The organism is Pseudomonas sp. MYb541 (genome assembly GCF_037479595.1).
GTDB lineage: Bacteria > Pseudomonadota > Gammaproteobacteria > Pseudomonadales > Pseudomonadaceae > Aquipseudomonas > Aquipseudomonas canadensis.
Window position 1 is genome coordinate 138797 of record NZ_JBBGYS010000003.1, and the last position, 24432, is coordinate 163228.

Here is a 24432-nt window from a genome sequence, read left to right on the forward strand (position 1 = left end):
GCGCGCAGTTTAGCGTGCCCTGCAGGAATTTCGAGGTGGTTTTTCACCGCCGATGCAATAAATGCTGCAGTTTTCGGTGCTGCGCTGTCAGGTGCTTGACAGCATCGGCTATGATATCGCCTTTGTTTTATCTGGCCTCACCCGGCCACGAACCTGTCTGTTCAAGGATCCTATGAGCAAGCCCACTGTCGACCCTACCTCGAATGCCAAGGCCGGACCTGCCGTCCCGGTCAATTTCCTGCGCCCGATCATCCAGGCGGACCTGGATTCGGGCAAGCACACGCAGATCGTCACCCGCTTCCCGCCAGAGCCCAACGGCTACCTGCACATCGGTCACGCCAAGTCGATCTGTGTGAACTTCGGCCTGGCCCAGGAGTTCGGTGGCGTCACGCACCTGCGTTTCGACGACACCAACCCGGCCAAGGAAGACCAGGAATACATCGACGCCATCGAAAGCGACATCAAGTGGCTGGGCTTCGAATGGTCCGGTGAAGTGCGCTATGCCTCCAAATACTTCGACCAGCTGTTCGACTGGGCCGTCGAACTGATCAAGGCCGGCAAGGCCTACGTCGACGACCTGACCCCGGAGCAGGCCAAGGAATACCGTGGCACCCTGACCGAGCCGGGCAAGAACAGCCCGTTCCGCGACCGTTCGGTGGAAGAGAACCTGGACTGGTTCGCCCGCATGCGCGCCGGTGAGTTCCCGGACGGCGCCCGCGTGCTGCGTGCCAAGATCGACATGGCCTCGCCGAACATGAACCTGCGCGATCCGATCATGTACCGCATCCGCCATGCCCATCACCACCAGACCGGTGACAAGTGGTGCATCTACCCGAACTACGACTTCACCCACGGTCAGTCCGACGCCATCGAAGGCATCACCCACTCCATCTGCACCCTGGAGTTCGAAAGCCATCGCCCGCTGTACGAATGGTTCCTGGACAGCCTGCCAGTGCCGGCGCACCCGCGTCAGTACGAGTTCAGCCGCCTGAACCTGAACTACACCATCACCAGCAAGCGCAAGCTCAAGCAACTGGTCGATGAAAAGCACGTCCATGGTTGGGACGACCCGCGCATGTCCACGCTGTCGGGCTTCCGCCGCCGTGGCTACACACCGGCGTCGATCCGCAACTTCTGCGACATGGTCGGCACTAACCGTTCCGACGGCGTGGTCGACTTCGGCATGCTCGAATTCAGCATCCGCCAGGACCTGGACGCGAATGCTCCGCGCGCCATGTGCGTGCTGCGCCCGTTGAAGGTCGTGATCACCAACTACCCGGAAGACAAGGTCGACAACCTCGAACTGCCGCGTCATCCGCAGAAAGAAGAACTCGGCGTGCGCAAGCTGCCGTTCGCCCGTGAAATCTACATCGACCGCGATGACTTCATGGAAGAGCCGCCAAAGGGCTACAAGCGCCTGGAGCCGAACGGCGAAGTGCGCCTGCGCGGCAGCTACGTGATCCGTGCCGACGAAGCGATCAAGGACGCCGATGGCAACATCGTCGAACTGCGTTGCTCCTACGATCCGGACACCCTGGGCAAGAACCCTGAAGGCCGCAAGGTCAAGGGCGTGATCCACTGGGTGCCGGCCGCGGCCAGCATCGAGTGCGAAGTGCGCCTGTACGATCGCCTGTTCCGCTCGCCGAACCCTGAAAAGGCCGAAGACAGCGCCAGTTTCCTCGACAACATCAACCCTGACTCCTTGCAAGTACTCACTGGTTGTCGTGCCGAGCCATCGCTTGGCGACGCACAGCCGGAAGACCGTTTCCAGTTCGAGCGCGAAGGTTACTTCTGCGCGGATATCAAGGACTCGAAACCCGGTCAGCCGGTATTCAACCGTACCGTGACCTTGCGTGATTCGTGGGGCCAGTGATTCTCTAAGGAAGCCGTTGTGCTAACGATCTACAACACACTCAGCAAGACCAAAGAAGTCTTCAAGCCGCTGGATGGCAACAAGGTGCGCATGTACGTGTGCGGCATGACCGTGTACGACTACTGCCACATCGGCCACGGCCGCAGCATGGTTGCCTTCGACCTGGTGACCCGCTGGTTGCGTTTCAGCGGCTATGACTTGACCTATGTGCGCAACATCACCGACATCGACGACAAGATCATCAACCGCGCCAATGAAAACGGCGAGTCGTTCGACGCGCTGACCGAGCGCATGATCGCCGCGATGCACGAGGACGAGGCGCGCCTCAATATCCTCAAGCCGGACATGGAACCGCGTGCCACGGACCACATCCCTGGCATGCACGCGATGATCCAGACCCTGATCGACAAGGGTTACGCCTACGCCCCAGGCAACGGCGACGTGTACTACCGCGTCGCCAAGTTCATGGGCTACGGCAAGCTGTCGCGCAAGAAAATCGAAGACCTGCGCATCGGCGCACGTATCGAAGTCGACGAAGCCAAGCAGGACCCGCTCGACTTCGTGCTGTGGAAGGCAACCAAGCCGGGCGAGCCAAGCTGGGAATCGCCATGGGGCGCCGGGCGTCCGGGCTGGCACATCGAATGCTCGGTAATGTCCACCTGCTGCCTGGGCGAGACCTTCGACATTCATGGCGGCGGCAGCGACCTGGAGTTCCCGCACCACGAAAACGAAATCGCCCAAAGCGAAGCCGCCACCGGCAAGACTTACGCCAACGCCTGGATGCACTGCGGCATGATCCGCATCAATGGCGAGAAGATGTCCAAGTCCTTGAACAACTTCTTCACCATCCGCGACGTGCTGGCAAAGTACCATCCGGAAGTGGTGCGTTACCTGTTGGTGTCGAGCCACTACCGCAGCGCCATCAACTACTCGGAAGACAACCTCAAGGACGCCAAGGGCGCCCTGGAGCGTTTCTACCACGCGTTGAAAGGCCTGCCAGCCGTGGCACCGGCCGGCGGCGAAGTCTTCGTCGCACGGTTTACCGAAGTCATGAACGACGACTTTGGTACACCGGAAGCCTGCGCGGTGCTGTTCGAGATGGTGCGCGAGATCAACCGTTTGCGTGAGAGCGATCTCGACGCCGCGGCGGGTCTGGCAGCGCGCTTGAAAGAACTGGCCAGTGTGCTGGGCGTGTTGCAGATGGAAGCGGATGACTTCCTGCAAGCCGGCGCCGAAGGGCGTGTGAATGCGGCGCAAGTGGATGCGCTGATCCAGGCGCGTCTTGCAGCGCGTGCCAATAAAGACTGGGCGGAATCCGACCGTATCCGCGACCAACTGACCGCAATGGGTGTGGTGTTGGAAGACGGGAAAGGTGGGACGACGTGGCGGTTGGCTGATCAGGCTTGATTGGTAAACGCCGAATGAAAAACGCCCCGACTGGTTCGGGGCGTTTTTTAAATGAGGCTTGGCTTGGAGGTGAGGTGTGTATGAGATTGCCTTTTTACGTTGTTGACTATGTTTCTGGGCTCTCTATTGAGGGGATGGTGTTCCCCCATCGCCAGTGAGAACTGTGTTTCTTGTATTGCCCCTCGGCATTTTTATAATTCGGCCGCTATCGGTGTGAATGTAATAATAGTCTTTTGATTGTGCTTTGCTTTCTGAACCCTCTTTTACAGCGGCTTTGACTTTGTCCAATTCTGACTGAAGCCTTACGAGGTTTGTAGTGGCCTCTGCATTTAATTGTTTTGCGGCTGATAGTTGAGATACTAGAGCCTGCATTTTTTCAATGCTTTGGTCGCGATCTTTGTTGGCATTGGATACGCGGTGGTCTATTTCGTCAAATTCGCTGTTCAGGCTTTTAATAAAACCTCCGAGCTCGTCTGCGCTGCCAGCTAATCTATTAAATATTTTTAAGATTGACTCAATTTGTTTGTTTTCTGAAAAGTTCGGATATCTGACTTTGTGATCTATTTCGCTCCACGCTTCCTCAAAAATTGTTCTTACCTGAACTTCAATTAATATCTCAGTATTTCCAGGTCTCATTTTCAGTACGTAATGAACGGATCTGTAGCCGGCCGGGTGAATTTTTGGGGTTATTCCGCATTGCTTGAAGGCAGTTACCAGGTCTTGCGGATCACCCTCTCTTATATATGAAACTGCCTTTTCGTCAAGGCCCCACATTTCTGTAACTTTTTCGTGGATATTAAATACTTCATCTTTAAATAAGTGTAGTGCTCGCACGCCAACTAGGTCTGAAACGATTTTGTGATAGTTATTTTTCGAAATTGATAAGTATTTTTTCGTAGGTTTCTCTACGGATTGCTTTCGTATTATCTTTTCAATGAGATGTTCTGGGTCTTTTACTCGCCAGCGGACGGAATGAACTCCGCTAAATGATTGTATTGTTTTAACAACGAACTCTGCTGCGTCTTCTAATTGTCGAATTCTACCGCTGTAGTCTGTGTGTATTTCTAGAAGCTCCTCCCAACTTATAGATACTTTTGCCCATTCTTGGTCTGAAACTCTGTTTCTAGAAAGAAAGCTCGCTCTGTCCATAATGTCATCCTGATCTATAAACACTTAGCAGTGAGCTATAAAACCTGAATTTTGGTCAAAATGCCACTATGTGATGTCGTCAGTGAGAGGAGCGATCCTACTGCTCGGATGAAATCGCCCCTTTATGGGTCTACTTTCGGACTGCGATCTCCTTGTGATCCATGATCTTCGCAACCAATAACTGAATCCCATCCAGTATCCGGCAAACTCCCAGCGCCACGCTACGTGGGGCGCCATCAATCTCAAAAGCCAAATGACTTGCCAGCGCTTGAGCCGACTCAAGATCCTCCGACGCGTTTACCAGAAGCGTTTCAATGTCTATTCCTTCGCGCACGGTAAACAAGCCATGGTCCCCAACTGGAAGCCTTGGTTTTTCTAACGGGTTCAGATAGTGATTAATTGCTCGATGAGCGGCATTGTGAGGCGCGGTTGCATCTGACGGCGGATTCGGATTGTCTTTAATCATCGCGAAGCTCCTAGAGTATGGGAGCCACCACCCATCGCTGCGAAACGATACCCGGGTGGCAGCTGTGCGCAGGTTCGCAGACCGGGACTCTAGGCACCCGGCATACCCGAAGGTATCCCGCGCACAGCCGCCATAACATCAGGCATAAAAAAGCGCCCGCTATCTGAGGTGGACGCTGTGCGTCTAGAGTTTAACCGGGCTGCGAAACCCGGTCGCTGAATTTGCAGCGACCACCGAAGATTAGGCAGCCATTTTCCGAGCGACAACCCTAAAACGCTGTCGGAAATTTCCTTGCTGCGCTTACCTGCCTGAAGTTTGCAATACCTGTGCTAGGTATGGGGGCCTTGTACTGACTTTATAGGCGCTATTAGCTGCGTCGTTATAGATGGTCTCGTGATACTCGCCGTCCTTGAAGTGCAAAGCGACGCCATCATCGACCGCGTAGGCGGGTTGTATCCCCTCAAGCTGAACAAGCTCGACAAACGAGATTTCCCTTCCCGCTTCTGAGCTGAAATGCGGACACAGCGCTCCTGGCAGCAATCCCAGGCCGTCAATCAGCGCGAACGCTCCCCCTGAATCGGAATGCCCGTGCTCGAACCAGCAAATGGCGCCTGCACTGACACCACACAGGACTTTGCCGTTTTCCCAGGCCCTCTTCAGATGGTCCACTACAGCAAATTCGCGCCAGATCGCCAACATGGCGCGGGTATTTCCGCCTGGTACGTAAATAATGTCGGCTTGCTCAAAGAGTGATGAAACATGATTGGCGTTGGGGAAGGGTGAAATGAAAAATGCCAGCGTGGTTACACGGCAGCCAGCGCTTTCATATTTGGCGGTGAAATCGGAAATCTTGATTCGGTCATCGCCATTGGCGGTGGAGATGTAGAGCACAGTAGGGTGCGTTTTGCCAGATGACGCGACGATGTGTTTATCGATACGCGTCATACGCTGCATGTCTTCGGTGGACTCGCCGCCGATAACAATAATGTGCTTAGTCATCCTGACCTCCTGTCCGTCTTGCGCGATATGAGTGTCTGCCGCCGCTATGAAGATTGCATCACTTGATACCGACTTTGAACAAAACCATTGTCCGACTCATGCGTGCCGATATGGCGAAGCTCAAGTTCTCGACCGATCTGGCTGAAGAGTGGGATCCCTTGCCCGAGTAAAACCGGGATACGCGTGATGATCAGCTCATTGACCAGGCCCGCTTCAAGAAACGCCTGGATCGTCTGGCCACCGTCGATATAGAGGTGCTTCATACCGCGTTCGGCCAACGTTGCCACGAGTGAGGTGACGTCGCCTGCCATGACCTCGACCTTGCCCTCCAGATGCGCAGGGATTTGCAGTTGCTGATAAGAGAGCACAATGACCGGCGTACCTTCATAGGGCCATTCGGGAAAGGACAGGACCTTCTCCAGGGTTTTGCGGCCCATCACCAGCGAATCCACCGTGGCAATGAAGTTTTCATAGGTCACACCCTTCAACTCGGCGGTTTCATACGCGGGTTGGTGCAACCATTCGATATCACCGTCCGGACGGGCAATGAAGCCGTCCACGCTGGCTGCGATAAAGACTGAGCATTTGACATCCATTGCGAAAACTCCTTTTCGTGCGCTTGAGCGCTAATGTTAATTTAATCCGCCGATGCAAAAACCGAATGTCGAAGAAATAACCCTGACGCCCCTTTCTGCAGTGCGAGGATGTATGCGAAGTTGGTTGATCCGTTACCGTTACGCCATCATTTTCTGGGTGTGCTTCGGCGTTTTTCGCACCTCCCTGGCCGATTGGAATCCCATTCCCTCTGGCTCCATGCGCCCGACCTTGCTGGAGGGTGATGTGGTGCTGGTCAACCGCGTGGCCTATGACCTCAAAGTGCCGCTCACCGATATTTCCCTGGCCAAAATCGATAGCCCCCAGCGCGGCGATGTGGTGACGTTCTCGTCGCCCAAGGACGGCATGCGCCTGATCAAGCGCATCGTTGGCATTCCCGGTGACACCCTGGAGATGAAAGATGAGGTGTTGTGGGTCAACGGCGTGCCGGCTACCTACAGTGATGCCCAGGACATCAGCGAACCCATCGTGCCTGGTCATACGGTGCCGGGGATCAAGTTGAATGAGTGGGTGGCCAACCGACAGCACACGGTGCAGTTCATGCCGACCGTGCGGGCGTTGCGCAATTTCGGCCCGGTGGTGGTGCCGGCCGACAGCTATTTCATGCTGGGGGACAATCGCGATAACAGCGATGACTCCCGGTACATCGGTTTTGTGCCGCGCCGGCTGTTGATCGGACGGGCGCATCATGTGCTGGCGTCGGCGCAGATCCTGGATCACTGGATGCCACGCCTGAACAGGTTTGGCGCGCCGATCCTGTAAGGACAAGCCCCAATACACTGTAGGAGCTGGCTTGCCAGCGATGGCTACTACAGTTGGGTGTGTTACGAGGGCCCCTGAATCCAGACACTCACTTTTGGGTTAGCCCATTACCTTTTCGTGCGTTCTTGTGGGCTGTCCGCCCGGTTCCTATCCTGCGGTCTTCGTTTACCCAGGAGTAGGTTCCATGAGCTTTGATCTCGGACTAAAAGGCCTTCGTGCGCTGGTCACCGGTGGCACCAAAGGTATCGGCGCCGCCGTGGTGGCGGTGTTGCGTGAGCAAGGCGCCCTGGTGATTTCGGTCGCGCGTTCGGCGGCGGATTCGACGCCAGAAGGCGTGCATTTCATCGCCGCCGACCTGGGCACTGCCGCGGGTTGTGCGAGTGCTACCGAGGCGGTGAAGGAGCGGTTTGGCGGCGTGGATATCATCGTTAATGTACTCGGCGGCTCTAGCGCGCCTGGCGGTGGTTTTGCGGTACTGGACGATGAGCAGTGGTCGAGTGCCCTGGGCCAGAACCTGATGGCGGCGGTGCGGGTGGATCGGGCGCTGCTGCCGGGGATGCTCGAACGTGGGGCCGGGGTGATTATTCATGTCACTTCGATCCAGCGGGAGTTGCCGTTGCCGGAGTCGACCACTGCGTATGCCGCAGCGAAGGCGGCGTTGGCGACCTACAGCAAGAGCCTGTCGAAAGAAGTGACGCCCAAGGGTATTCGGGTGGTGCGGGTTTCGCCTGGCTGGGTGGAGACGGACGCGGCGGTGGCACTGGCGGAGCGCCTGGCGGAGCAGGCGGGAACGGATTACGAGGGGGGCAAGCAGATCATCATGCAGGCGCTCGGCGGTATTCCGCTTGGACGGCCGGCCAAGCCCCAGGAGGTGGCTGACTTGATCGCCTTCCTGGTCTCGCCCCGCGCCGCGTCGATCAGCGGCACCGAGTACGTGATTGACGGCGGTACCGTGCCCACGGTCTAACTTGTCGGCTTGGCGGCCTGCCATTTGAGCAGGCCATCCAGCACCGGGCACAGGCTCTGGCCCCACTCGGTCATGCGGTATTCCACCTTGGGCGGCACCACCGGGTAGACCGTGCGTTGCACCAAACCATCGGCCTCGAGCTGACGCAATTGCTGGGCGAGCATCTTCTGCGAGATATCCGGGATCAGCCGCTCAAGGTCGGAGTAACGCTGCACCTGGCCGCCGAACAGGTGGAACAGGATGATCAGCTTCCAGCGCCCGCCAAGCCAGGCGAGGGTGGTTTCGACGTCGGCGGCCGCGGTGGCAGGGGTGTAGGTTTTACTCATTGCATACGCCCTTCGGACATTTCGGAAAGTTGCCATTTGCTTTGACGTCCGCCGCAGCCTGGCTTTAGATGGTCGACACGACCAAACCCATGATGAAACCGGCGGTGATTCAAATGGATTGTATCTTCTGCAGCATTGTTCAAAAGACCTCCCCTGCGCACATTCTGTGGGAAGACGACCAGCATATGGCCTTCCTGTCGATTTTTCCCAATACACCGGGTTTCAGCGTAGTGATCCCCAAGCAGCACTACGGCAGCTATGCGTTTGCGCAGTCGGATGAGGTGTTGGCCGGGCTTGCGATAGCGGCGAAGAAGACCGCGTTGCAGATCGACCGGGCGTTTCCGGATGTGGCGCGTACGGGGATGATGCTGGAAGGGTATGGAGTGGATCATTTACATGCGAAGCTGTTTCCCATGCATGGGACGGGCGGGGACAGTACCTTCAAGCCCATCAGCTCCAAGGTGGAGAAGTTCTTCGAAGCCTATGAGGGCTATATCTCGTCCCACGATTTTGTGCGGGCGGATGATGCCGAGCTAGCGGAGTTGGCGGCGCATATCAGATCATTTGTCTAATGCAAAACCAAATGTGGGAGCGGGCTTGCTCGCGAATGCGGTGGGTCAGTCGCTGATGTGCTGACTGAAAAACCGCATTCGCGAGCAAGCCCGCTCCCACCTTTTTTACTGTGTTCGCTTGATGAATCAGCGGCGGCTGCTGACTTCGGCCGGTACGTCATCACCGGCCATGCGCTTGCGGAACAGCGCCGTACGGGCCAGCAGCAACGTGGTCACCGGCACCGTGATCGACAACAAAATCGGAATCAACCACCCATGCAACACCGGCCCGGATTTGAGCACCGAAAAATAAATGATCGACGCCAACGCCACACACCACGCCCCCAACGTCGAAGCCAATGCCGGCGGGTGCATGCGCTGGAAGAAGTCCTTCATGCGCAGCAAGCCGATCGCGCCAATCAATGCAAACACACTGCTCAACACCAGCAGCACCGCCACGACGATCTCCATCCATAACGGCATCATTCAATCACCTCCCCACGCAGCAGGAATTTGGCCAGGGCAAACGAGCCCACGAAGCCGAACAGCGCGATCAGCAGCGCCGCTTCAAAGTAGGTGTCACTGGCATAGCGAATGCCCAGCACCAGCATCATCAGCATCGCCAGGATGTACAGGTAGTCCAGCGCCAGTACCCGGTCTTGCGCGGATGGGCCTTTGAACAGGCGGACCAGGGTCAGCACCATCGCCAGCGAGAACAGGAACAGGCTGAACAGGATCGCATTGGAGAGCAGGGCGCTCATTCGAAGATCTCCATCAGGGGCCGTTCGTAGGTGGATTTGAAGTGCTCGATGAAGGGCGCTTCGTCCTCCAGATCAAACACGTGCAAGAGCAGGATGCTGCGGTCCAGTGCCAGTTCCGACCAAATGGTGCCGGGCACCACCGTGGTGATCATCGACAGCGCGGCCAGGCCGTTGGCGTCGCGCAGGTCCAGGGGGATCTTGATAAAGCGCGAACGCGGCGGGCGGGAGCCGCATATCAGCACGCCCCAGGCCACTTGCAGGTTGGAGATGATCACATCGCGGCCTACCAGGAAAAACAGGCGAATGATCACCCCAGGGCGGCGCATGCGGATTGGCAATGGCCGCAGCGGCGCCATCATCAGTGGCGCCAGAAAGCCCAGCAGCGCGCCCAGCAGCAGGTTGCCGGGGCTCACGGACAGGTTGAGCACCAGCCACAACAGCCACAACGCCAGCGACAACCACGGGGCAGGGAATAGGCGTTTCATGGCTGCACCTCCAGCGCGGCGGCCTTGGCTTCAGGGCTCGGCACCGGTCGCGTCGCCATCACCGCCATTACATAGTGCTCCGGGTTGTTCAGGCTGGCAGCCGTGTCCTGGGTGTAGCGCATCAGCGGCTCGGCCTTGAAGGTCAGCAGGATGCTCAAGCCGAGCAGGAAGAAGATCGGCAGGCACTCGTAGCGACGCAGCAGCGGCGAAGGGCGCTCTTCCGGGGTCCAGAAACGCTGGATGCCCAGGCGCGCAAAGGCGATCAGCGACGCCAGGCCGGAAAGAATCAGCAGCGCCACCAGGCCCCACGCGGCGGGACGAATCGGCTCGTCGACACTGACGCCCAGGCCCAGCGGATTGACCAGTGCACTCAACAGGCTGAGCTTGCCGATAAACCCGGAAAGCGGCGGCATGCCGATGATCAGCAGGGCGCAGGCGATAAAGCTCAGGCCCAGGAAGGCCATGGTCCAGGGAATCACCTGGCCGACCACGGCTTTCTGCTCGTCATCGAGGTTGACGCCAGGGCGCGGATGCAGGGACTCCATGGCCTTGGGCAGCGCATCGATCTCTTCATCCAGCGGCAGGTCGTTGGCCGAGCGCGAACGCTCGATCAACTCGGCCAGCAGGAACAGTGCGCTCAATGCCAGCGTCGAGCTGACCAGATAAAACAGCGCCCCCGCCGTCAGGCTTGGCTGAGCGAAACCAACGGCAGACAGCAAGATCCCCGCCGACACCAGGATGCTCAAGCTGGCCATGCGCTCCAGCCGCTGCGCCGCCACCATCGCCAGCGCCGCACAGATGATGGTTGCCATGCCGCCGTATACCAGCCAGTCACCGCCAAACAGCGCCGAGGCACCGGCCTGGCCGGAAAACAGCAGGGTCCACAGGCGCAGCACGGTGTACACGCCGACCTTGGTCATGATCGCAAACATCGCCGCCACCGGCGCACTGGCCGAGGAATAGGCGGGCGCCAGCCAGAAGTTCAGCGGCCACATGCCGGCCTTGGCCAGGAATGCGGTCGCGAGAATTGCAGCGCCAGCGTGCAGCAGGCCGCGATCAGCCTCCGGTACCAATGGGATTTTCAACGCCAGGTCGGCAAAGTTCAGCGTGCCGGTCACCCCGTAGATCATCGCCGCGCCAATCAAGAACAACGACGACGCCAACAGGTTGATCGCAATGTAATGCAGCCCAGCCGACACTCGCGCGCGGCCCGAGCCGTGCAGCATCAAGCCATAGGACGCCGCCAGCAGCACCTCGAAGAACACGAACAGGTTGAACAGGTCGGCGGTGAGGAACGCACCGTACAACCCCATCATCTGCACCTGGAACAACGCATGGAAACTGGTGCCCGCGCGGTCCCAGCGGGCCATGGCGAACAGCAACGCGCTCACGCCAATGATGCCGGTGAGCACCAGCATCAGCGCCGACAACTGATCCACCACCAACACGATGCCAAACGGAACTTGCCAGTTGCCCGGCAGGTACACGCCGATCGAGCCAGGGCCGCCTTTTTGCGTCCAGTACAGCAGCAAAATAGCGATGCCCAGGCCAATGACGCTGGAGAACAGGTTGATGCGCGCCTTCAGCGGGCGGTGCTTCTCGCCGAGCATCAGCATCAATGCGGCCGTCAGCAACGGCAACAGGATCGGCGCGACGATCATTTGATTCATCCACGTCATTCCTTGGGCTCCCGGCCGTCCACATGGTCCGTACCGGTCAGGCCGCGGGAGGCCAGCAGCACTACCAGGAACAAGGCGGTCATGGCGAAGCTGATCACGATGGCCGTGAGCACCAGCGCCTGGGGCAGGGGATCGGTGTAGTTGAGCAAGTCTTGCGGCACGCCGTCCTTGATGATCGGCTCCTTGCCGATAAACAGGCTGCCCATGCTGAAAATGAACAGGTTGACCCCGTACGACAGCAGGCACAGGCCCATCACCACCTGGAATGTCCGTGGCCGCAGGATCAGCCAGACGCCGGAGGCCGCCAGGACCCCAATGGCAATTGCGATGACTTCTTCCATCAGGCGGCTCCTTCCGTTGCGGCAACCACTTTGGCCTGGTTGCTCGGTTTGTGGGCCCGCACGGACTGGTGACCGAGGGCGGTGAGCATCAGCAGCGTCGAGCCGACGACCATGGCGTACACGCCGACGTCGAAGAACAAGGCGCTGGCGATATGGATGTCGCCGAGCAGCGGCAGGCTGAAATGCCAGGTGTGGGTGGTGAGGAACGGATACCCGGCAAACAATGCACCGAGGCCGGTCAGCGTCGCTGAGAACAGGCCAAAGCCCATCCAGCGCATCGGTCGCAGGCTCATCTGCGCCTCGACCCACTGCGTACCGGCGACCATGTATTGCAGGATAAACGCCACCGACATCACCAGCCCGGCGACAAACCCGCCGCCCGGTTGGTTGTGGCCGCGCATGAACAGGTAGAACGACACCACCAGCGCTATCGGCAGCAGCAGGCGCACCAGCACCGCCGGCACCATCATGAAGCCCAGGGCGGTGTCGCTGGCCTGGCGTGGGTTGACCAGGTCGGTGGCCACGTCCGGCGCCAACTGGCGCTGTTGCGCGGGCAGTTGCATGCTTTCCTTGGATGGACGGAAGCGGCGGAGCAGGGCGTACACGGTCAGCGCCACGGCGCCAAGTACGGTGATTTCACCCAAGGTATCGAAGCCCCGGAAGTCCACCAGCATCACGTTCACCACATTGCTGCCGCCGCCTTCGGGCAGGGCGCGGCTTAAGTAGAACGAGGAAATATCGTTGGGCGTCTGGCGCGTCAGCATCGCGTAGGACAGCAGTGCCATGCCGCCACCTACCACGGTGGACAACAGGAAGTCGCGCAGACGGCGAATGCGCGCCTTGCGCAGCGAACTCGGCAGTGGCGACACTTCCTCGATCCGCCGTGGCAACCAGCGCAGGCCGAGCAGGATCAGCACCGTGGTCACCACTTCGACCACCAGTTGGGTCAGCGCCAGGTCCGGCGCCGAGAACCACACGAAGGTCACGCAGGTCATCAGGCCGCACACGCTGACCATGGTCAGGGCCGCCAGCCGGTGGTACTTGGCTTGCCAGGCAGCGCCGAGGGCACAGGCAATCGCCAGCAGCCACAGGGTCACGAACACAATGGAACCCGGGATCTTCGGCCGGTCGCCCCAACTGAGGCCGCTGTTGAGCATCGGGATCATGCCGCCGATCACCGCCACCAGCACCAGCAGGAACAATTGGGTCTGCAGGCGCTTGGTGCTGATGCGTTTCTCGATCTTGCGCACACCGCGCATCATCACCACCAGGCTGCGCTCGAAGCCGCGCTTGCCGTTGAAGTAGCTGATGATGGGCGGGTATTTGAAGCGGCCACGCTTGAGTTGCTTGCGCAGCAGCAGATAGAGCACCACGCCGCCGGACATGGCCACCAGGCTCATGATCATCGGCGCGTTCCAGCCGTGCCAGATCGCCAGGCTGTACTCCGGCAGTACACCGCCGACCACTGGCAGGGCGGCAGCGGCGAGGATCGAACCCACCACCTGGGCCGGGAAAATCCCCACCAACAGGCAGGTGAACACGAGCAGTTCAACCGGTGCGCGCATCCAGCGCGGCGGTTCATGCGGGGTGTGCGGCAGGTTGGTCGCCGTCGGGCCGAAGAACACATCCACGGTGAAACGCAGCGCGTAGGCCACGCTGAACGTACCGGCGATGGTCGCGATCAACGGCAGGGCAAACTCCACCCAAGCGGTCGAGGTGATGAACACGGTTTCGGCGAAGAACATCTCTTTGGACAGGAAGCCGTTGAGCAACGGCACGCCCGCCATGGACGCACTGGCCACCATCGCCAGGGTCGCGGTAAACGGGATCAAACGCACCAGCCCGCTGAGCTTGCGGATATCGCGCGTGCCGCTTTCGTGGTCGATGATGCCTGCGGCCATGAACAGCGAGGCCTTGAATGTGGCGTGGTTGAGGATATGGAATACGGCTGCGACGGCGGCCAGCGGGCTGTTCAGGCCAAGCAATAAGGTGATCAGCCCAAGGTGGCTGATGGTGGAGTAGGCCAGCAGGCCTTTGAGATCATTCTGGAACATGGCGCAGTAAGCGCCGAGAAGCAGGGTAATCGCGCCGGCACCGCCGACGATATAGAACCATTCTTCGCTGCCGGACAGCGACGGCCACAGGCGGGCCAGCAGGAACACGCCGGCCTTCACCATCGTTGCCGAATGCAGGTACGCCGACACCGGCGTGGGCGCCGCCATCGCATGGGGTAGCCAGAAGTGGAACGGGAACTGCGCGCTTTTGCTCAAGGCGCCGATCAGCACCAGGGCCAGCATGACCGGGTACAGCGCGTGCGCGCGAATCTGATCGCCGGCCGCCAGCACCTGGTCGAGGTCATAGCTGCCGACGATATGCCCCAGCAACATCACGCCCGCCAGCAGGCACAAGCCGCCCGCACCGGTAACCATCAACGCCATATAGGCACCACGCCGTGCATCAGCGCGGTGGTGCCAGTAGCCGATCAGCAGGAACGAGAACAGGCTGGTCAGTTCCCAGAAGAACACGATCTGGACCAGGTTGCCGGAGATCACCAGCCCGAGCATGGCGCCCATGAACGCCAGGAAAAACGCAAAGAAGCGCGGCACCGGGTCGTCCGGCGACATGTAATAGCGCGCATACAACGACACCAGCGTGCCGATGCCCAGCACCAGCATCGAGAACAGCCAGGCAAACCCATCCATGCGCAGCACGAAGTTCAGCCCGAGGCTGGGCAACCACATGAATTCTTCGCGGATCACGCCACCGTGGGCGATCTGGGGGTAGAGCAGGGCGACTTGAATAGTGCCGCCCAGGGCCACAAGGCCGGCCAGCAGGGATTCGGTGTTACGTGCATTGTGCGGCAGCAAGGCCGCCAGACAGCTGCCAGCGAACGGCAGAAGCAGTAGAACTATCAGGGACATAGGCTTCTAATCTGCGGGAGTTTGGGATGCATCATACGTGCCGCTTTCTCGATCACCAAACGGCAAGATGTGGCAGGATCCTACAAGGTAGGTCGAAAACGCCCATTTGGCATTGTTTCAATGCTCCCTCAGCCCTGATGTTCCTGCTCCAGCTCATTGTCCACCGCCAGCGCCTTCTGGGCCTTTGTCTTCATCTCACTGACAATCACCGCCGCCACAATCAACACCGCGCCCAGCATCGCAATCGGCGGGAAGCGTTCCCCGGCGATCCGCCCCACCACGCCAGCCCACACCGGCTCACCGGCATAAATCAACGTGGCTCGGGTAGGCGAGACACTCTGCTGCGCCCAGTTCATTGCCACTTGTATCACCGCACTGGTCAAACCCAGGCCGACTGCACTGAACAGCAGCAACCACGAAAACCCCGGCAACGCCTCGCCCATCGGCACCACCATCAGGAACGACAATAACGACGCGGTGGCCAGTTGCACCACGGTCACCCGGCGGACATCTACCTGCCCGGCAAATGCACTGATCAAAATAATCTCCGCCGCAATCGCGACCGCGCCAATCAAGGTGGCGATTTCACCGGGACTGAAATTCAACGAAGCGCCCGCAGGCCCGGTCAACAGCATCAAGCCGGTAAACGCCAGCATGATGCCAATGCTCGGCATCAAGCCCGGACGGCGTCCCAGCACCAGCCATTGCAGCAACGGAACGAACGGTACATACAAAGCCGTGATAAACGCCGACTGGCTGCTCAAGATCGTCTGCAAGCCAATGGTCTGCAGGCCGTAGCCAAACATGATTGCCACGCCAATGAACACTCCCGCCTTTAACTCGAACAGCGTCAGGGCGCGCAGGGTGCGCAGGGAAAAGAACCCCACCACGATCGCCGCCGCCGCAAACCGTAGCCCGACGAAAAACATCGGCCCGCTGACGGTCATCGCGTGCTGCACCAGCAAAAAGGTGCCGCCCCAGATCATGGTGATCACCACCAGGATGCATTCGGCTTTACTGAAACGGTTGAAACGCGAGGGGGAGTTCGGGGTGGTCATGGCGGCTCGGTCTTGCAAGGGAAAGGCACGGACCGCACAATGCGCCGCACGCTGGGCAGTATACTGCGCACACCCACCCATTGAGCAATATAGTGCACAAAGAAAATCCACACCGGGCTTCGGTCCTGCAGCACGTCAGCCAGAACGTTCGTCGCCTGCGCCACGCCGCCGACCTGAGCCAGACCGCGCTGTCGGAAAAATCCGGGGTCAGCCGACGCATGCTGGTGGCCATTGAGGCGGGGGAGAAGAACGTCAGCCTGTCCACCCTCGACCGTGTGGCCGAAGCGTTGGACGTGGCCTTCAGCGACCTGATCCAGGCGCCGGATGTGCGTGACCATAGCCGCATCAACGAGCTGGCCTGGGCCGGTGAGATCGACGGCAGCAAGGCGGTGTTGCTGGCCAAGGCCACGGCGCGGCGGGAAGTCGAACTCTGGGAGTGGCGCCTTGAGCCCGGCGATCGCTACTGCCCGGACCCCGACCTTGAAGGCTGGAGCGAGCAGCTGTTTGTCTTTGAAGGTTGCCTGACCCTGGTGTTGGCAGGTGAAGACAAGACAATCGGTACTGGCGAGTTTTTCATGTTCGCCAGTCATCAGCCTCACACCTATCGCAATGATGGGGATGTCGCCGTAAAGTTTGTAAGGAATGTCGTTATTTAGTTTGTCAACTATCAGATTTCACAGCTTATTTCTTTTGAGTTGATTATTTATATTCGGTCGGCGCTCTAGTTTCACTGTCTTAGCTTTTTTGTGCGGTGATTTTAAAATCCATATTCATTTCGAATGCGGTGGGGGCGTGTTTTCAACTTTATTGAAAGAGGATTTAATAATGAATGGAATTTTAGTGTCTCGCTCAGCCTTACTACCTGCGCCCTCTATTGTGCCCTCTAGTGGCAATGTCATTTCTCGCGCAGTAGTCGCAGGTAACAAAGCACGGTACGCCGTCCCGCTATATCCAGGGATCGCAATTGGTGACGTGGTTGATGTTCAAGTCGATACTGACGGCCAATGGACTTTCTTCTCGCGTGCGACAGTCACGGATGTCGATACGATGCTTGAATTTACATTGTTTGATGCGCTCTTTGCTTCTCCCGCAACGGAAGCTACTGCCAGCTATATCGTCAACAACGAAAACCACTCAGCACAAGCGGTGTATGCAGTCGAGGATTAGACCCTCGAAAAGAGTGAGTTCTGCGTTGTAATCAACAACAGAAGGACTGTTGCTGGAGCAACACTCGTTAGACAGTTTGCTGATTTTAATTGTGTGTTGCTCCATTTTTTACCAGGAAACTAGCCGACTTTACGGGCAATCACATTCAGGCACGACTCCTGCAATCACTCCTGTATCCCATCGGAGCCTGGAGTCGGCCCATGTCTGCCCACCCTTTACACCCTGCCCATATCATCCGTTCGGACGCGGAAGCCATCGACGTCGCCACGCGCCTGGCCGCCCGCTTCGCCGTCGAGGCCAGTGAGCGTGACCGTGAGCGGCGCCTGCCCATTGCCGAACTCGACGAGTTTTCGGCGAGCGGCTTGTGGGGCATCACCATTCCCAAGGCCTACGGCGGCGCCGAGGTGTCCTATGTGACCGTGGCCGAGGTGATCAAGCTGATCTCCGCTGTCGACCCGTCTTTGGGGCAAATCCCGCAGAACCATCTGGGTGTCGTCGACCTCCTGCTGCAAACCGCCACCGAGGACCAAAAGCGCTATTACTTCGACAAGGTGCTGGCCGGCTACCGTTTCGGCAACGCCTTCTCCGAAGCCAAGAGCAAAAACGCCGGCACCTTCGACACCCGGATTCGCTTGCATGGCGATACCGCGCAAATCGATGGCGAGAAGTTCTACTGCACCGGCGCGCTGTTCGCCCACATCGTGCCTACGGTCGGCAACAACGAACACGGCCAGGCGTTTATCGCCTTTGTCGAACGTGATGCGCCGGGCCTTAGCGTGATCGACAGCTGGGACGGCTTCGGCCAGCGCACCACCGCCAGCGGCGGCGTGACCCTCGATGGCGTAACCGTGCCCCTCAGCGCGGTGATCCCCGCTCACCAGGCCTTCGACCAACCCACCGCCAACGGCCCGATTTCACAGATCATCCAGGCTGCCGTCGACACCGGCATCGCCCTCGGCGCCCTTGAACAAGCGAAGATTTTCGCGCGCCAGGCCCGCCCGTGGATCGACAGCCAGCAGGATCACGGCTGGCAAGACCCGTTCACCATCGCCGCCATCGGCGACCTCGAATGGCGCGTGCACGGCACCGAAGCGATTCTCGCCAAGGCCGGCAAGGCGGTCGACCACGCACTCGCCGAACCGAGCGAAGACAGCGTCGCCCACGCCTCGCTGGTGGTCGCCCAGGCCAAAGTGCTGTCGGCCGAAACCGCCTTGCTCGCCAGCAGCAAACTCTTCGAGCTGGCCGGCACCCGCTCGGTCACCGGCAAACACAACCTTGACCGCTTCTGGCGCAACGCGCGCACCCACACCCTGCACGACCCGGCCCGCTGGAAATACCACCTGATCGGCAATTTTGTGCTCAACGGTGTGAAGCCCGCGCGCCACGCCTGGAACTGAGGATCAACCATGACCGCACTGAACCTTGCACGCCAACTGCTGGACAGCACTCGCCGCCATGTCGAGAAAAGCGATGACCCCTATGTGATCAGCCGCTTCGGCGATCTGCAGATCCGCGTCGACGTGGCCGCCGCCTTGCTGGAACGCGCTGAAACCCACCCCAGCCCGGTGGCCGCCACCGAAGCGCAGATCGCCGCCGCCGAAGCCTTGATTGCCGCGAGCAACGCCGAATTCGAGCTGACCGGCCAACGCACTGAACTGCCGTCGAGCCTCGATGACCCGTTGCGCTGGAAATACCAGATCGTCGGCAACTATTACCTCAACGGAGTGCTTTGATGTCCCGTGAAATCCGCTTGAATGCCTTCGACATGAACTGTGTCGGCCACCAATCGCCCGGCCTGTGGGCGCACCCGCGTGACCGTTCGTGGCAGTACAAGGACCTGGAATACTGGACCGACCTCGCCAAGATCCTTGAGCGCGGCAAGTTCGACGGCCTGTTTATCGCCGACGTGCTGGGCATCTACGACGTGTACAACGGCAACGGCGACGCGGCGATTCGCCAGGCGGCGCAGGTGCCGGTCAATGATCCGCTGTCGTTGATCGCGCCGATGGCGTTGGTCACCGAACACTTGGGGTTTGGCCTGACGGCTTCGTTGTCGTTCGAACATCCGTACCCGTTCGCCCGCCGTCTCTCGACCCTCGACCACCTGACCAAGGGCCGCATCGGCTGGAACATCGTCACCTCCTACCTGGAAAGCGGCGCCAAGAACCTCGGCCAGAAAGCCCAGACCGAACATGACGCGCGCTATGACTATGCCGAGGAATACCTGGAGGTTTGCTACAAACTCTGGGAAGGCAGTTGGGAGGAGGGCGCCGTGCTGCGCGACCGCGAGCGGCGGATCTTCAGCGACCCGAGCAAAATCCACGAGATCCGCCATGTCGGCAAACACTTCCAGGTGCCCGGTATTCACCTGTGTGAACCCTCGCCGCAACGCACCCCCGTGTTGTACCAGGCCGGTGCGTCCAGCCGCGGCAAACAATTCGCTGCCGAACAGGCCGAGTGCGTGTTTGTCGCCGCGCCGTCCAAGGTCTTGCTGAAAAAGACCGTCGCCGACATCCGCCGCCGCGCCGCCGAAGCCGGGCGTGATCCGAAGAAGATCCTGATCTTCAACCTGCAAACGGTGATCGTCGGCGAGACCGACGCCAAGGCCAAGGCCAAGTTCGACGAATACAAGTCCTACGTCAGCTACGAAGGCGCGATGGCGCTGATCTCCGGCTGGACCGGTATCGACTTCAGCCAGTTCAAGCCGGATGAGCCGCTCAAGCATGTGCACACCAACGCCATCCAATCGGCGGTGGAAGCGTTCTCCACGGCGGACCCGAACAAGGTCTGGACGCCGAACGAACTGGCCGATTGGGTCGGCATCGGTGGCTTTGGCCCGCTGTTTGTCGGTGGCCCGGAAACCGTGGCAGACCTGCTTCAAGAGTGGGTCGAGGACACCGATGTGGACGGCTTCAACCTGGCCTATGCGCTGACCCATGAAACCTTCATCGACGCCGTGGACCTGCTGGTGCCGGAGTTGCAAAAGCGCGGGGTGTACAAGACCGAATACGCCCAGGGCACGTTGCGCGAGAAGTTATTTGGTGACGGTGCAAGGTTGGGCGCGAACCACCCGGGGGCCGGTTACCGCGATTTGGCGGCCTTGCACCATTCCAATGTGGGAGCGGGCTTGCTCGCGAATGCGGACTGACATTCAACATTTATGTCGACTGATTTGCCGCTTTCGCGAGCAAGCCCGCTCCCACAGTAGATCGGTGTCGATGCAAAAAAACCAGCCAGCGGACCACCGCACGCACATCACTTGAATAGGAGCATCACCCCTATGAGCGTGCACGAACTCAAACGTCCGCTGGCCCTGGAATGGCCCGCCGAGCTGCTCGGCAACCTGCCCAAGGCGTTGGAACAACTGCACCACTGGGCGCAGATCACGCCGCTGCACACCGCCTTGCGCCACAAGCGCCAGGGCCAGTGGTACGCGTGGCGCTGGATCGACGCCTTGCGGGATGTGGAACGCCTGGCCGATGGCTTGCGTCAGCAGGGCTTTGACGAGCAATCGCGCGTGGCCCTCAGCGGGGCGTTCGAGCCGAACCTGTTGCTGTTGGCTCTTGCGGCTCAAGCCATCGGCGGGCAAGTCCTGACCCTGGCCGATGACGTGGAGCCCGAAGCGCTGCAACAACAGTTATGGCGCATCCATCCCACCCATGCCTACACCCAGGACCGCCAGCAAGTGCGGCATTGGCAGTCGGCCAACCTGCTGGATTTTGCCCAGTTGCTCGGCCCGATCGACCCGGCGCAGCACCTCGTACGCTGGTGGCAACCCAGCGGCGAAACCGCGTTGTGGAGCGAAGAAGGCACCCACTGGCAGGGCGGCTTGGCGGTAGTGCTGGAGCAATGGCTGAACAGCGGCCATGGCCTGGCCTTTCCGGAAAGCCTGGCCTCGGCGCGGCGCGATCGCAGCGAAGTCGCCCCCACCGGCTTGCTGTTGTCGCCTGCACGTTTGCAGCACCTGGCCGACGAGATCGAAAGTCGCCTTGCACCCCATGGCACCTGGCGTCGACGCCTATGCGACTGGGCCATCGCCCACCCGCAAAGCGGCCTGCGCCGCCTGTTGAAAAACCGTGTGCGCAAGCTGCTCGGCTTTCAGCGCCTGGCTTACATCTGGCAACCCCTCAAATCCACCCCTTCGCCGGTGTGGCTGGCGCAATTCAAACGGGACATCGCATGAGCCAAGCCATTCTCCAAGTGCGGGATATCTCGCTGTCGTTCAAGGGCGTCAAGGCGATCAATGCCTTGTCCTTCGAGGTGGCGCGCGGCGAGATCTGCGCGCTGATCGGTCCCAATGGTGCCGGTAAAAGCTCATTGCTCAATGTACTTAACGGCGTGTATCGCTTCGATGCTGGCGAGATCGTCTTCGAAGACCAGCACTTCCATCGCATTGACCCGCTCGGCGCCGCGCGCCGGGGCATTGGCCGTACGTTCCAGAACAACGCGCTGTTCAAGAAGATGAGCGTGCTCGACAACATTCTCACTGGCCTGTCGCGGCATATGCGCAGCAGCGTTATCGAACAGGCCCTGGGCTTGCCTCGCGCACGTCGGGAAGCCGAAGCGTTCCGCCTGCGCGCCCAGGGCATTCTCGAATTTCTTGAGTTGCAAGCTCAGCGTGATGTGCTGGTGGGCAACCTCTCTTATGGCCTGCAGAAGCGTGTCGAGTTGGGCCGGGCATTGATCGCCGGGCCCAGCCTGCTACTGCTCGACGAACCCATGGCGGGCATGAACGCTGAGGAAAAACAGGAAATGGCGCGCTTCGTCGCCGACGTGAACCGCGACCTCGGCACCACCGTGGTGTTGATCGAACACGACATGGGCGTGGTCATGGGGCTGTCCGACCACGTGGTGGTACTCGATTACGGGCGCAAGGTCGGCGACGGCACGCCCGCCGACGTGCAGACCAATCCCGAAGTGATCGCGGCTTACCTGGGAGTGGTGCACGGATGACGTTTTTCTTTGAAACCCTGCTCGGCGGCCTGCTCGCCGGCACCATGTACTCCCTGGTCGCCATCGGTTTCGTACTGATCTACAAGGCCAGTGGCGTGTTCAATTTTGCCCAGGGCTCGATGCTGCTGTTCGCCGCGCTGACCTTTGTCAGCCTGCATGACCAGGGCGTGCCGTTTGCCCTGGCGCTGCTATTGACTGTGATCGTGATGATCGTCGGCGCGTTACTCATCGAGCGCCTGGTGTTGCGGCCGCTGGTGAACCGCTCGCAGATCACGTTGTTCATGGCGACGCTGGGCCTTTCGTTCATTATCGAAGGCCTGGCCCAGGGCTTGATGGGCTCGCAGGTGCGCGCCCTCGACCTGGGCATCGACGACGTGCCGCTCTTCATCGGCCCGCTGATGCTCAGCCAGTTCGACCTGATCGCTGCCGCCGCTGCCGTGGTGCTGGTGACAGTGCTGGCGCTGCTGTTCAACAAGACCCGCATCGGTGTGTCCCTGCGCGCGGTGGCGGATGACACCACGGCGGCGCTGTCCATTGGCATAAACCTCAACCGTATCTGGCAGATCGTCTGGGCGGTGGCCGGGATTGTCGGGCTGGTGGCGGGGCTGCTGTGGGGCGCGCGCCAAGGGGTGCAGTTTTCGTTGTCGCTGGTGGTGCTCAAGGCCTTGCCGGTGCTGATCATCGGCGGCTTTACCTCGATTGGCGGGGCGATTGTCGGCGGGTTGATCGTCGGCGCGGCGGAGAACCTGGCCGAGGTGTATATCGGCCCCTTGATCGGCGGCGGCATCACGCCGTGGTTCGCCTACGTACTGGCCCTGGCCTTCCTGTATATCCGTCCCGCCGGCCTGTTCGGCGAGCGCGCCATCGAGCGAGTCTGAAACCATGTCGATTCCCGTTGTTCAACACACCGCGCCGTTGCTGCTGATCCAGCGGCGCATTCCCTGGGGGCTGATTGGCCTGTTGGCGCTGGCCTTTGTCGTGGTGCCGCTGTGGGGCAATGACTATTGGCTCAATGCGATCCTGATACCTTTTTTAGTGCTCTCGTTGGCCGGGTTGGGCTTGAACCTGCTCACCGGCTACACCGGGCAAACCTCGGTGGGGGCCGCGGGTTTCATGGCTGTTGGCGCATTTGCCACTTACGGTTTTTTACTGCGCCTGCCCGAGCTGGGCTTGCCGGTGGCGCTGCTCGGCGGCGGGATTATCAGCGCGTTGGTTGGCCTGTTGTTCGGCCTGCCCAGCTCGCGGATCAAGGGCTTCTACCTGATGGTCACCACCTTGGCCGCACAGTTTTTCCTGGAGTGGCTGTTCGTCAAATTCCCCTGGTTCTACAACTACGGCTCCTCCGGGACCATCTCCGCGCCGAAGCTTTCGCTGTTCGGGCATGACCTCAATACCCCGCTGGGCCGTTACCTGCTGACGTTGGTCACCGTGCTGCTGCTGACCTGGACCGCGATCAACCTGGTGCGCAGCCAGGTCGGCCGCAACTGGATGGCGATCCGCGACATGGACACCGCCGCCGCCGTAGTCGGCATTCCGGTGGTGCGCTACAAGCGCCTGGCATTTGCGGTCAGCTCGTTCTACCTAGGCATAGCCGGCGCGCTGTGGGCCTTTGCCTACCTGGGCACGGCCAGCGCCAGTAGCTTCGATATCAATCGCTCTTTCCAGATCCTGTTCATCATCATTATCGGCGGCATGGGCAGCATCGCCGGCAACTTTGTCGGTGCGGCCTTCATCAGCCTGCTGCCGATCTTCCTCAGCCATGCCGGGCAGGCGCTGTTTGGCGGTTCGGTGGATGCGGGGCAGTTGCAGAACCTGCAGAAAATCATCTTTGGCGTGTTGATCATCGTGTTCCTGATCAAGGAACCCGAGGGCTTGATTCGCCTGTTGCACAACCTGCGTGACCGTGTGCGGCAGTGGCCGCTGCGTTTCTAACATTCCCTCAAGAGAATTCC

Annotated in this window: 26 protein-coding genes; 14 read left to right on the forward strand and 12 right to left on the reverse strand. The window is 59.8% G+C overall.

Features of this window, described 5'->3' with window-relative positions; genetic code table 11:
• The first annotated feature begins 172 nt into the window (after window positions 1-172).
• Both WH299_RS03045 and cysS read left to right on the forward strand, forming a co-directional pair.
• Window positions 173-1873, forward strand: a complete 1701-nt coding sequence (locus WH299_RS03045; protein WP_339498658.1) for a glutamine--tRNA ligase/YqeY domain fusion protein — start codon at window positions 173-175, stop codon at window positions 1871-1873.
• A gap of 18 nt (window positions 1874-1891) precedes the next feature.
• Entirely contained in the window at window positions 1892-3280 is a 1389-nt protein-coding gene (cysS, locus tag WH299_RS03050) for a cysteine--tRNA ligase (RefSeq protein WP_339549573.1), read from the forward strand.
• A gap of 123 nt (window positions 3281-3403) precedes the next feature.
• On the opposite strand, the gene WH299_RS03055 is transcribed toward cysS, so the two are convergent.
• The 4 genes from WH299_RS03055 to WH299_RS03070 form a co-directional block, all read right to left on the reverse strand.
• Window positions 3404-4429 carry a hypothetical protein gene (locus WH299_RS03055; protein ID WP_339549574.1) on the reverse strand — a complete coding sequence of 342 codons (1026 nt, stop codon included), beginning with the start codon at window positions 4427-4429 and terminating at the stop codon, window positions 3404-3406.
• Window positions 4430-4559: 130 nt separating this feature from the next.
• The gene (locus WH299_RS03060; protein WP_339549575.1) at window positions 4560-4895 is read right to left on the reverse strand and encodes a DUF6124 family protein; all 336 of its coding nucleotides are present in this window, start codon (window positions 4893-4895) and stop codon (window positions 4560-4562) included.
• 300 nt (window positions 4896-5195) lie between these two features.
• Entirely contained in the window at window positions 5196-5894 is a 699-nt protein-coding gene (locus tag WH299_RS03065; RefSeq protein ID WP_339549576.1) for a Type 1 glutamine amidotransferase-like domain-containing protein, read from the reverse strand.
• Window positions 5895-5938: 44 nt separating this feature from the next.
• The gene (locus WH299_RS03070; RefSeq protein WP_339549578.1) at window positions 5939-6490 is read right to left on the reverse strand and encodes a dihydrofolate reductase family protein; all 552 of its coding nucleotides are present in this window, start codon (window positions 6488-6490) and stop codon (window positions 5939-5941) included.
• Window positions 6491-6602: 112 nt separating this feature from the next.
• Between WH299_RS03070 and lepB the strand changes: the two genes are divergently transcribed.
• The gene (gene lepB / locus WH299_RS03075) at window positions 6603-7271 is read left to right on the forward strand and encodes a signal peptidase I (RefSeq protein WP_339549579.1); all 669 of its coding nucleotides are present in this window, start codon (window positions 6603-6605) and stop codon (window positions 7269-7271) included.
• 184 nt (window positions 7272-7455) lie between these two features.
• A complete protein-coding gene (locus WH299_RS03080; protein ID WP_323624323.1) occupies window positions 7456-8238 on the forward strand; it encodes an SDR family oxidoreductase in 783 nt (260 codons plus the stop codon).
• Here the strand turns inward: WH299_RS03080 and WH299_RS03085 are convergent.
• A complete protein-coding gene (locus tag WH299_RS03085; protein ID WP_122729091.1) occupies window positions 8235-8564 on the reverse strand; it encodes a winged helix-turn-helix transcriptional regulator in 330 nt (109 codons plus the stop codon). The two genes, WH299_RS03080 and WH299_RS03085, sit on opposite strands and share 4 nt — an antisense overlap.
• 113 nt (window positions 8565-8677) lie before the next feature.
• Between WH299_RS03085 and WH299_RS03090 the strand changes: the two genes are divergently transcribed.
• On the forward strand, window positions 8678-9136 hold the full coding sequence (locus tag WH299_RS03090; RefSeq protein WP_122684094.1) for an HIT family protein: 459 nt from the start codon (window positions 8678-8680) through the stop codon (window positions 9134-9136).
• Window positions 9137-9262: 126 nt separating this feature from the next.
• Here the strand turns inward: WH299_RS03090 and WH299_RS03095 are convergent, their stop codons facing one another.
• From WH299_RS03095 to WH299_RS03125, 7 genes are all read right to left on the reverse strand, one after another.
• Window positions 9263-9601 carry a Na+/H+ antiporter subunit G gene (locus tag WH299_RS03095; RefSeq protein ID WP_028616866.1) on the reverse strand — a complete coding sequence of 113 codons (339 nt, stop codon included), beginning with the start codon at window positions 9599-9601 and terminating at the stop codon, window positions 9263-9265.
• Complete coding sequence (locus WH299_RS03100) at window positions 9598-9876, reverse strand: K+/H+ antiporter subunit F (RefSeq protein ID WP_003211751.1); 279 nt, start codon at window positions 9874-9876, stop codon at window positions 9598-9600. Before WH299_RS03100 ends, WH299_RS03095 begins: the two co-directional genes overlap by 4 nt.
• Window positions 9873-10361 carry a Na+/H+ antiporter subunit E gene (locus tag WH299_RS03105; protein WP_122729088.1) on the reverse strand — a complete coding sequence of 163 codons (489 nt, stop codon included), beginning with the start codon at window positions 10359-10361 and terminating at the stop codon, window positions 9873-9875. The genes WH299_RS03100 and WH299_RS03105 overlap by 4 nt, the downstream gene beginning before the upstream one ends.
• Window positions 10358-12040, reverse strand: a complete 1683-nt coding sequence (locus tag WH299_RS03110) for a monovalent cation/H+ antiporter subunit D (protein WP_339498640.1) — start codon at window positions 12038-12040, stop codon at window positions 10358-10360. The genes WH299_RS03105 and WH299_RS03110 overlap by 4 nt, the downstream gene beginning before the upstream one ends.
• The gene (locus WH299_RS03115) at window positions 12037-12381 is read right to left on the reverse strand and encodes a Na+/H+ antiporter subunit C (RefSeq protein WP_003192163.1); all 345 of its coding nucleotides are present in this window, start codon (window positions 12379-12381) and stop codon (window positions 12037-12039) included. Before WH299_RS03115 ends, WH299_RS03110 begins: the two co-directional genes overlap by 4 nt.
• Window positions 12381-15302 carry a monovalent cation/H+ antiporter subunit A gene (locus WH299_RS03120; protein ID WP_339549580.1) on the reverse strand — a complete coding sequence of 974 codons (2922 nt, stop codon included), beginning with the start codon at window positions 15300-15302 and terminating at the stop codon, window positions 12381-12383. Before WH299_RS03120 ends, WH299_RS03115 begins: the two co-directional genes overlap by 1 nt.
• A gap of 128 nt (window positions 15303-15430) precedes the next feature.
• Window positions 15431-16360: a DMT family transporter gene (locus tag WH299_RS03125; protein ID WP_323624325.1), complete on the reverse strand. Its 930-nt coding sequence runs from the start codon at window positions 16358-16360 to the stop codon at window positions 15431-15433.
• A gap of 92 nt (window positions 16361-16452) precedes the next feature.
• Here WH299_RS03125 and WH299_RS03130 point away from each other — a divergent pair, with 92 nt between their 5' ends.
• From WH299_RS03130 to WH299_RS03170, 9 genes are all read left to right on the forward strand, one after another.
• Complete coding sequence (locus tag WH299_RS03130) at window positions 16453-17016, forward strand: helix-turn-helix domain-containing protein (RefSeq protein WP_323624326.1); 564 nt, start codon at window positions 16453-16455, stop codon at window positions 17014-17016.
• Window positions 17017-17185: 169 nt separating this feature from the next.
• The gene (locus WH299_RS03135; RefSeq protein ID WP_323624327.1) at window positions 17186-17527 is read left to right on the forward strand and encodes a hypothetical protein; all 342 of its coding nucleotides are present in this window, start codon (window positions 17186-17188) and stop codon (window positions 17525-17527) included.
• 200 nt (window positions 17528-17727) lie between these two features.
• Window positions 17728-18924 (forward strand): SfnB family sulfur acquisition oxidoreductase, encoded by a 1197-nt coding sequence (locus tag WH299_RS03140; RefSeq protein ID WP_323624328.1) that lies wholly within the window; start codon window positions 17728-17730, stop codon window positions 18922-18924.
• A 9-nt stretch (window positions 18925-18933) separates the two neighbouring features.
• Entirely contained in the window at window positions 18934-19260 is a 327-nt protein-coding gene (locus WH299_RS03145) for an acyl-CoA dehydrogenase (protein ID WP_123475842.1), read from the forward strand.
• Window positions 19260-20675, forward strand: coding sequence for an LLM class flavin-dependent oxidoreductase (locus tag WH299_RS03150; protein ID WP_123475844.1), 1416 nt, complete (start codon window positions 19260-19262; stop codon window positions 20673-20675). Before WH299_RS03145 ends, WH299_RS03150 begins: the two co-directional genes overlap by 1 nt.
• Before the next feature lie 132 nt (window positions 20676-20807).
• Window positions 20808-21710 (forward strand): AMP-binding protein, encoded by a 903-nt coding sequence (locus WH299_RS03155; protein WP_122729070.1) that lies wholly within the window; start codon window positions 20808-20810, stop codon window positions 21708-21710.
• Window positions 21707-22480, forward strand: a complete 774-nt coding sequence (locus WH299_RS03160) for an ABC transporter ATP-binding protein (RefSeq protein ID WP_339549581.1) — start codon at window positions 21707-21709, stop codon at window positions 22478-22480. Before WH299_RS03155 ends, WH299_RS03160 begins: the two co-directional genes overlap by 4 nt.
• Window positions 22477-23358, forward strand: a complete 882-nt coding sequence (locus WH299_RS03165) for a branched-chain amino acid ABC transporter permease (protein ID WP_339549582.1) — start codon at window positions 22477-22479, stop codon at window positions 23356-23358. The genes WH299_RS03160 and WH299_RS03165 overlap by 4 nt, the downstream gene beginning before the upstream one ends.
• Window positions 23359-23362: 4 nt before the next feature.
• Window positions 23363-24412, forward strand: coding sequence for a branched-chain amino acid ABC transporter permease (locus tag WH299_RS03170; RefSeq protein WP_323624330.1), 1050 nt, complete (start codon window positions 23363-23365; stop codon window positions 24410-24412).
• Window positions 24413-24432: the final 20 nt, after the last annotated feature.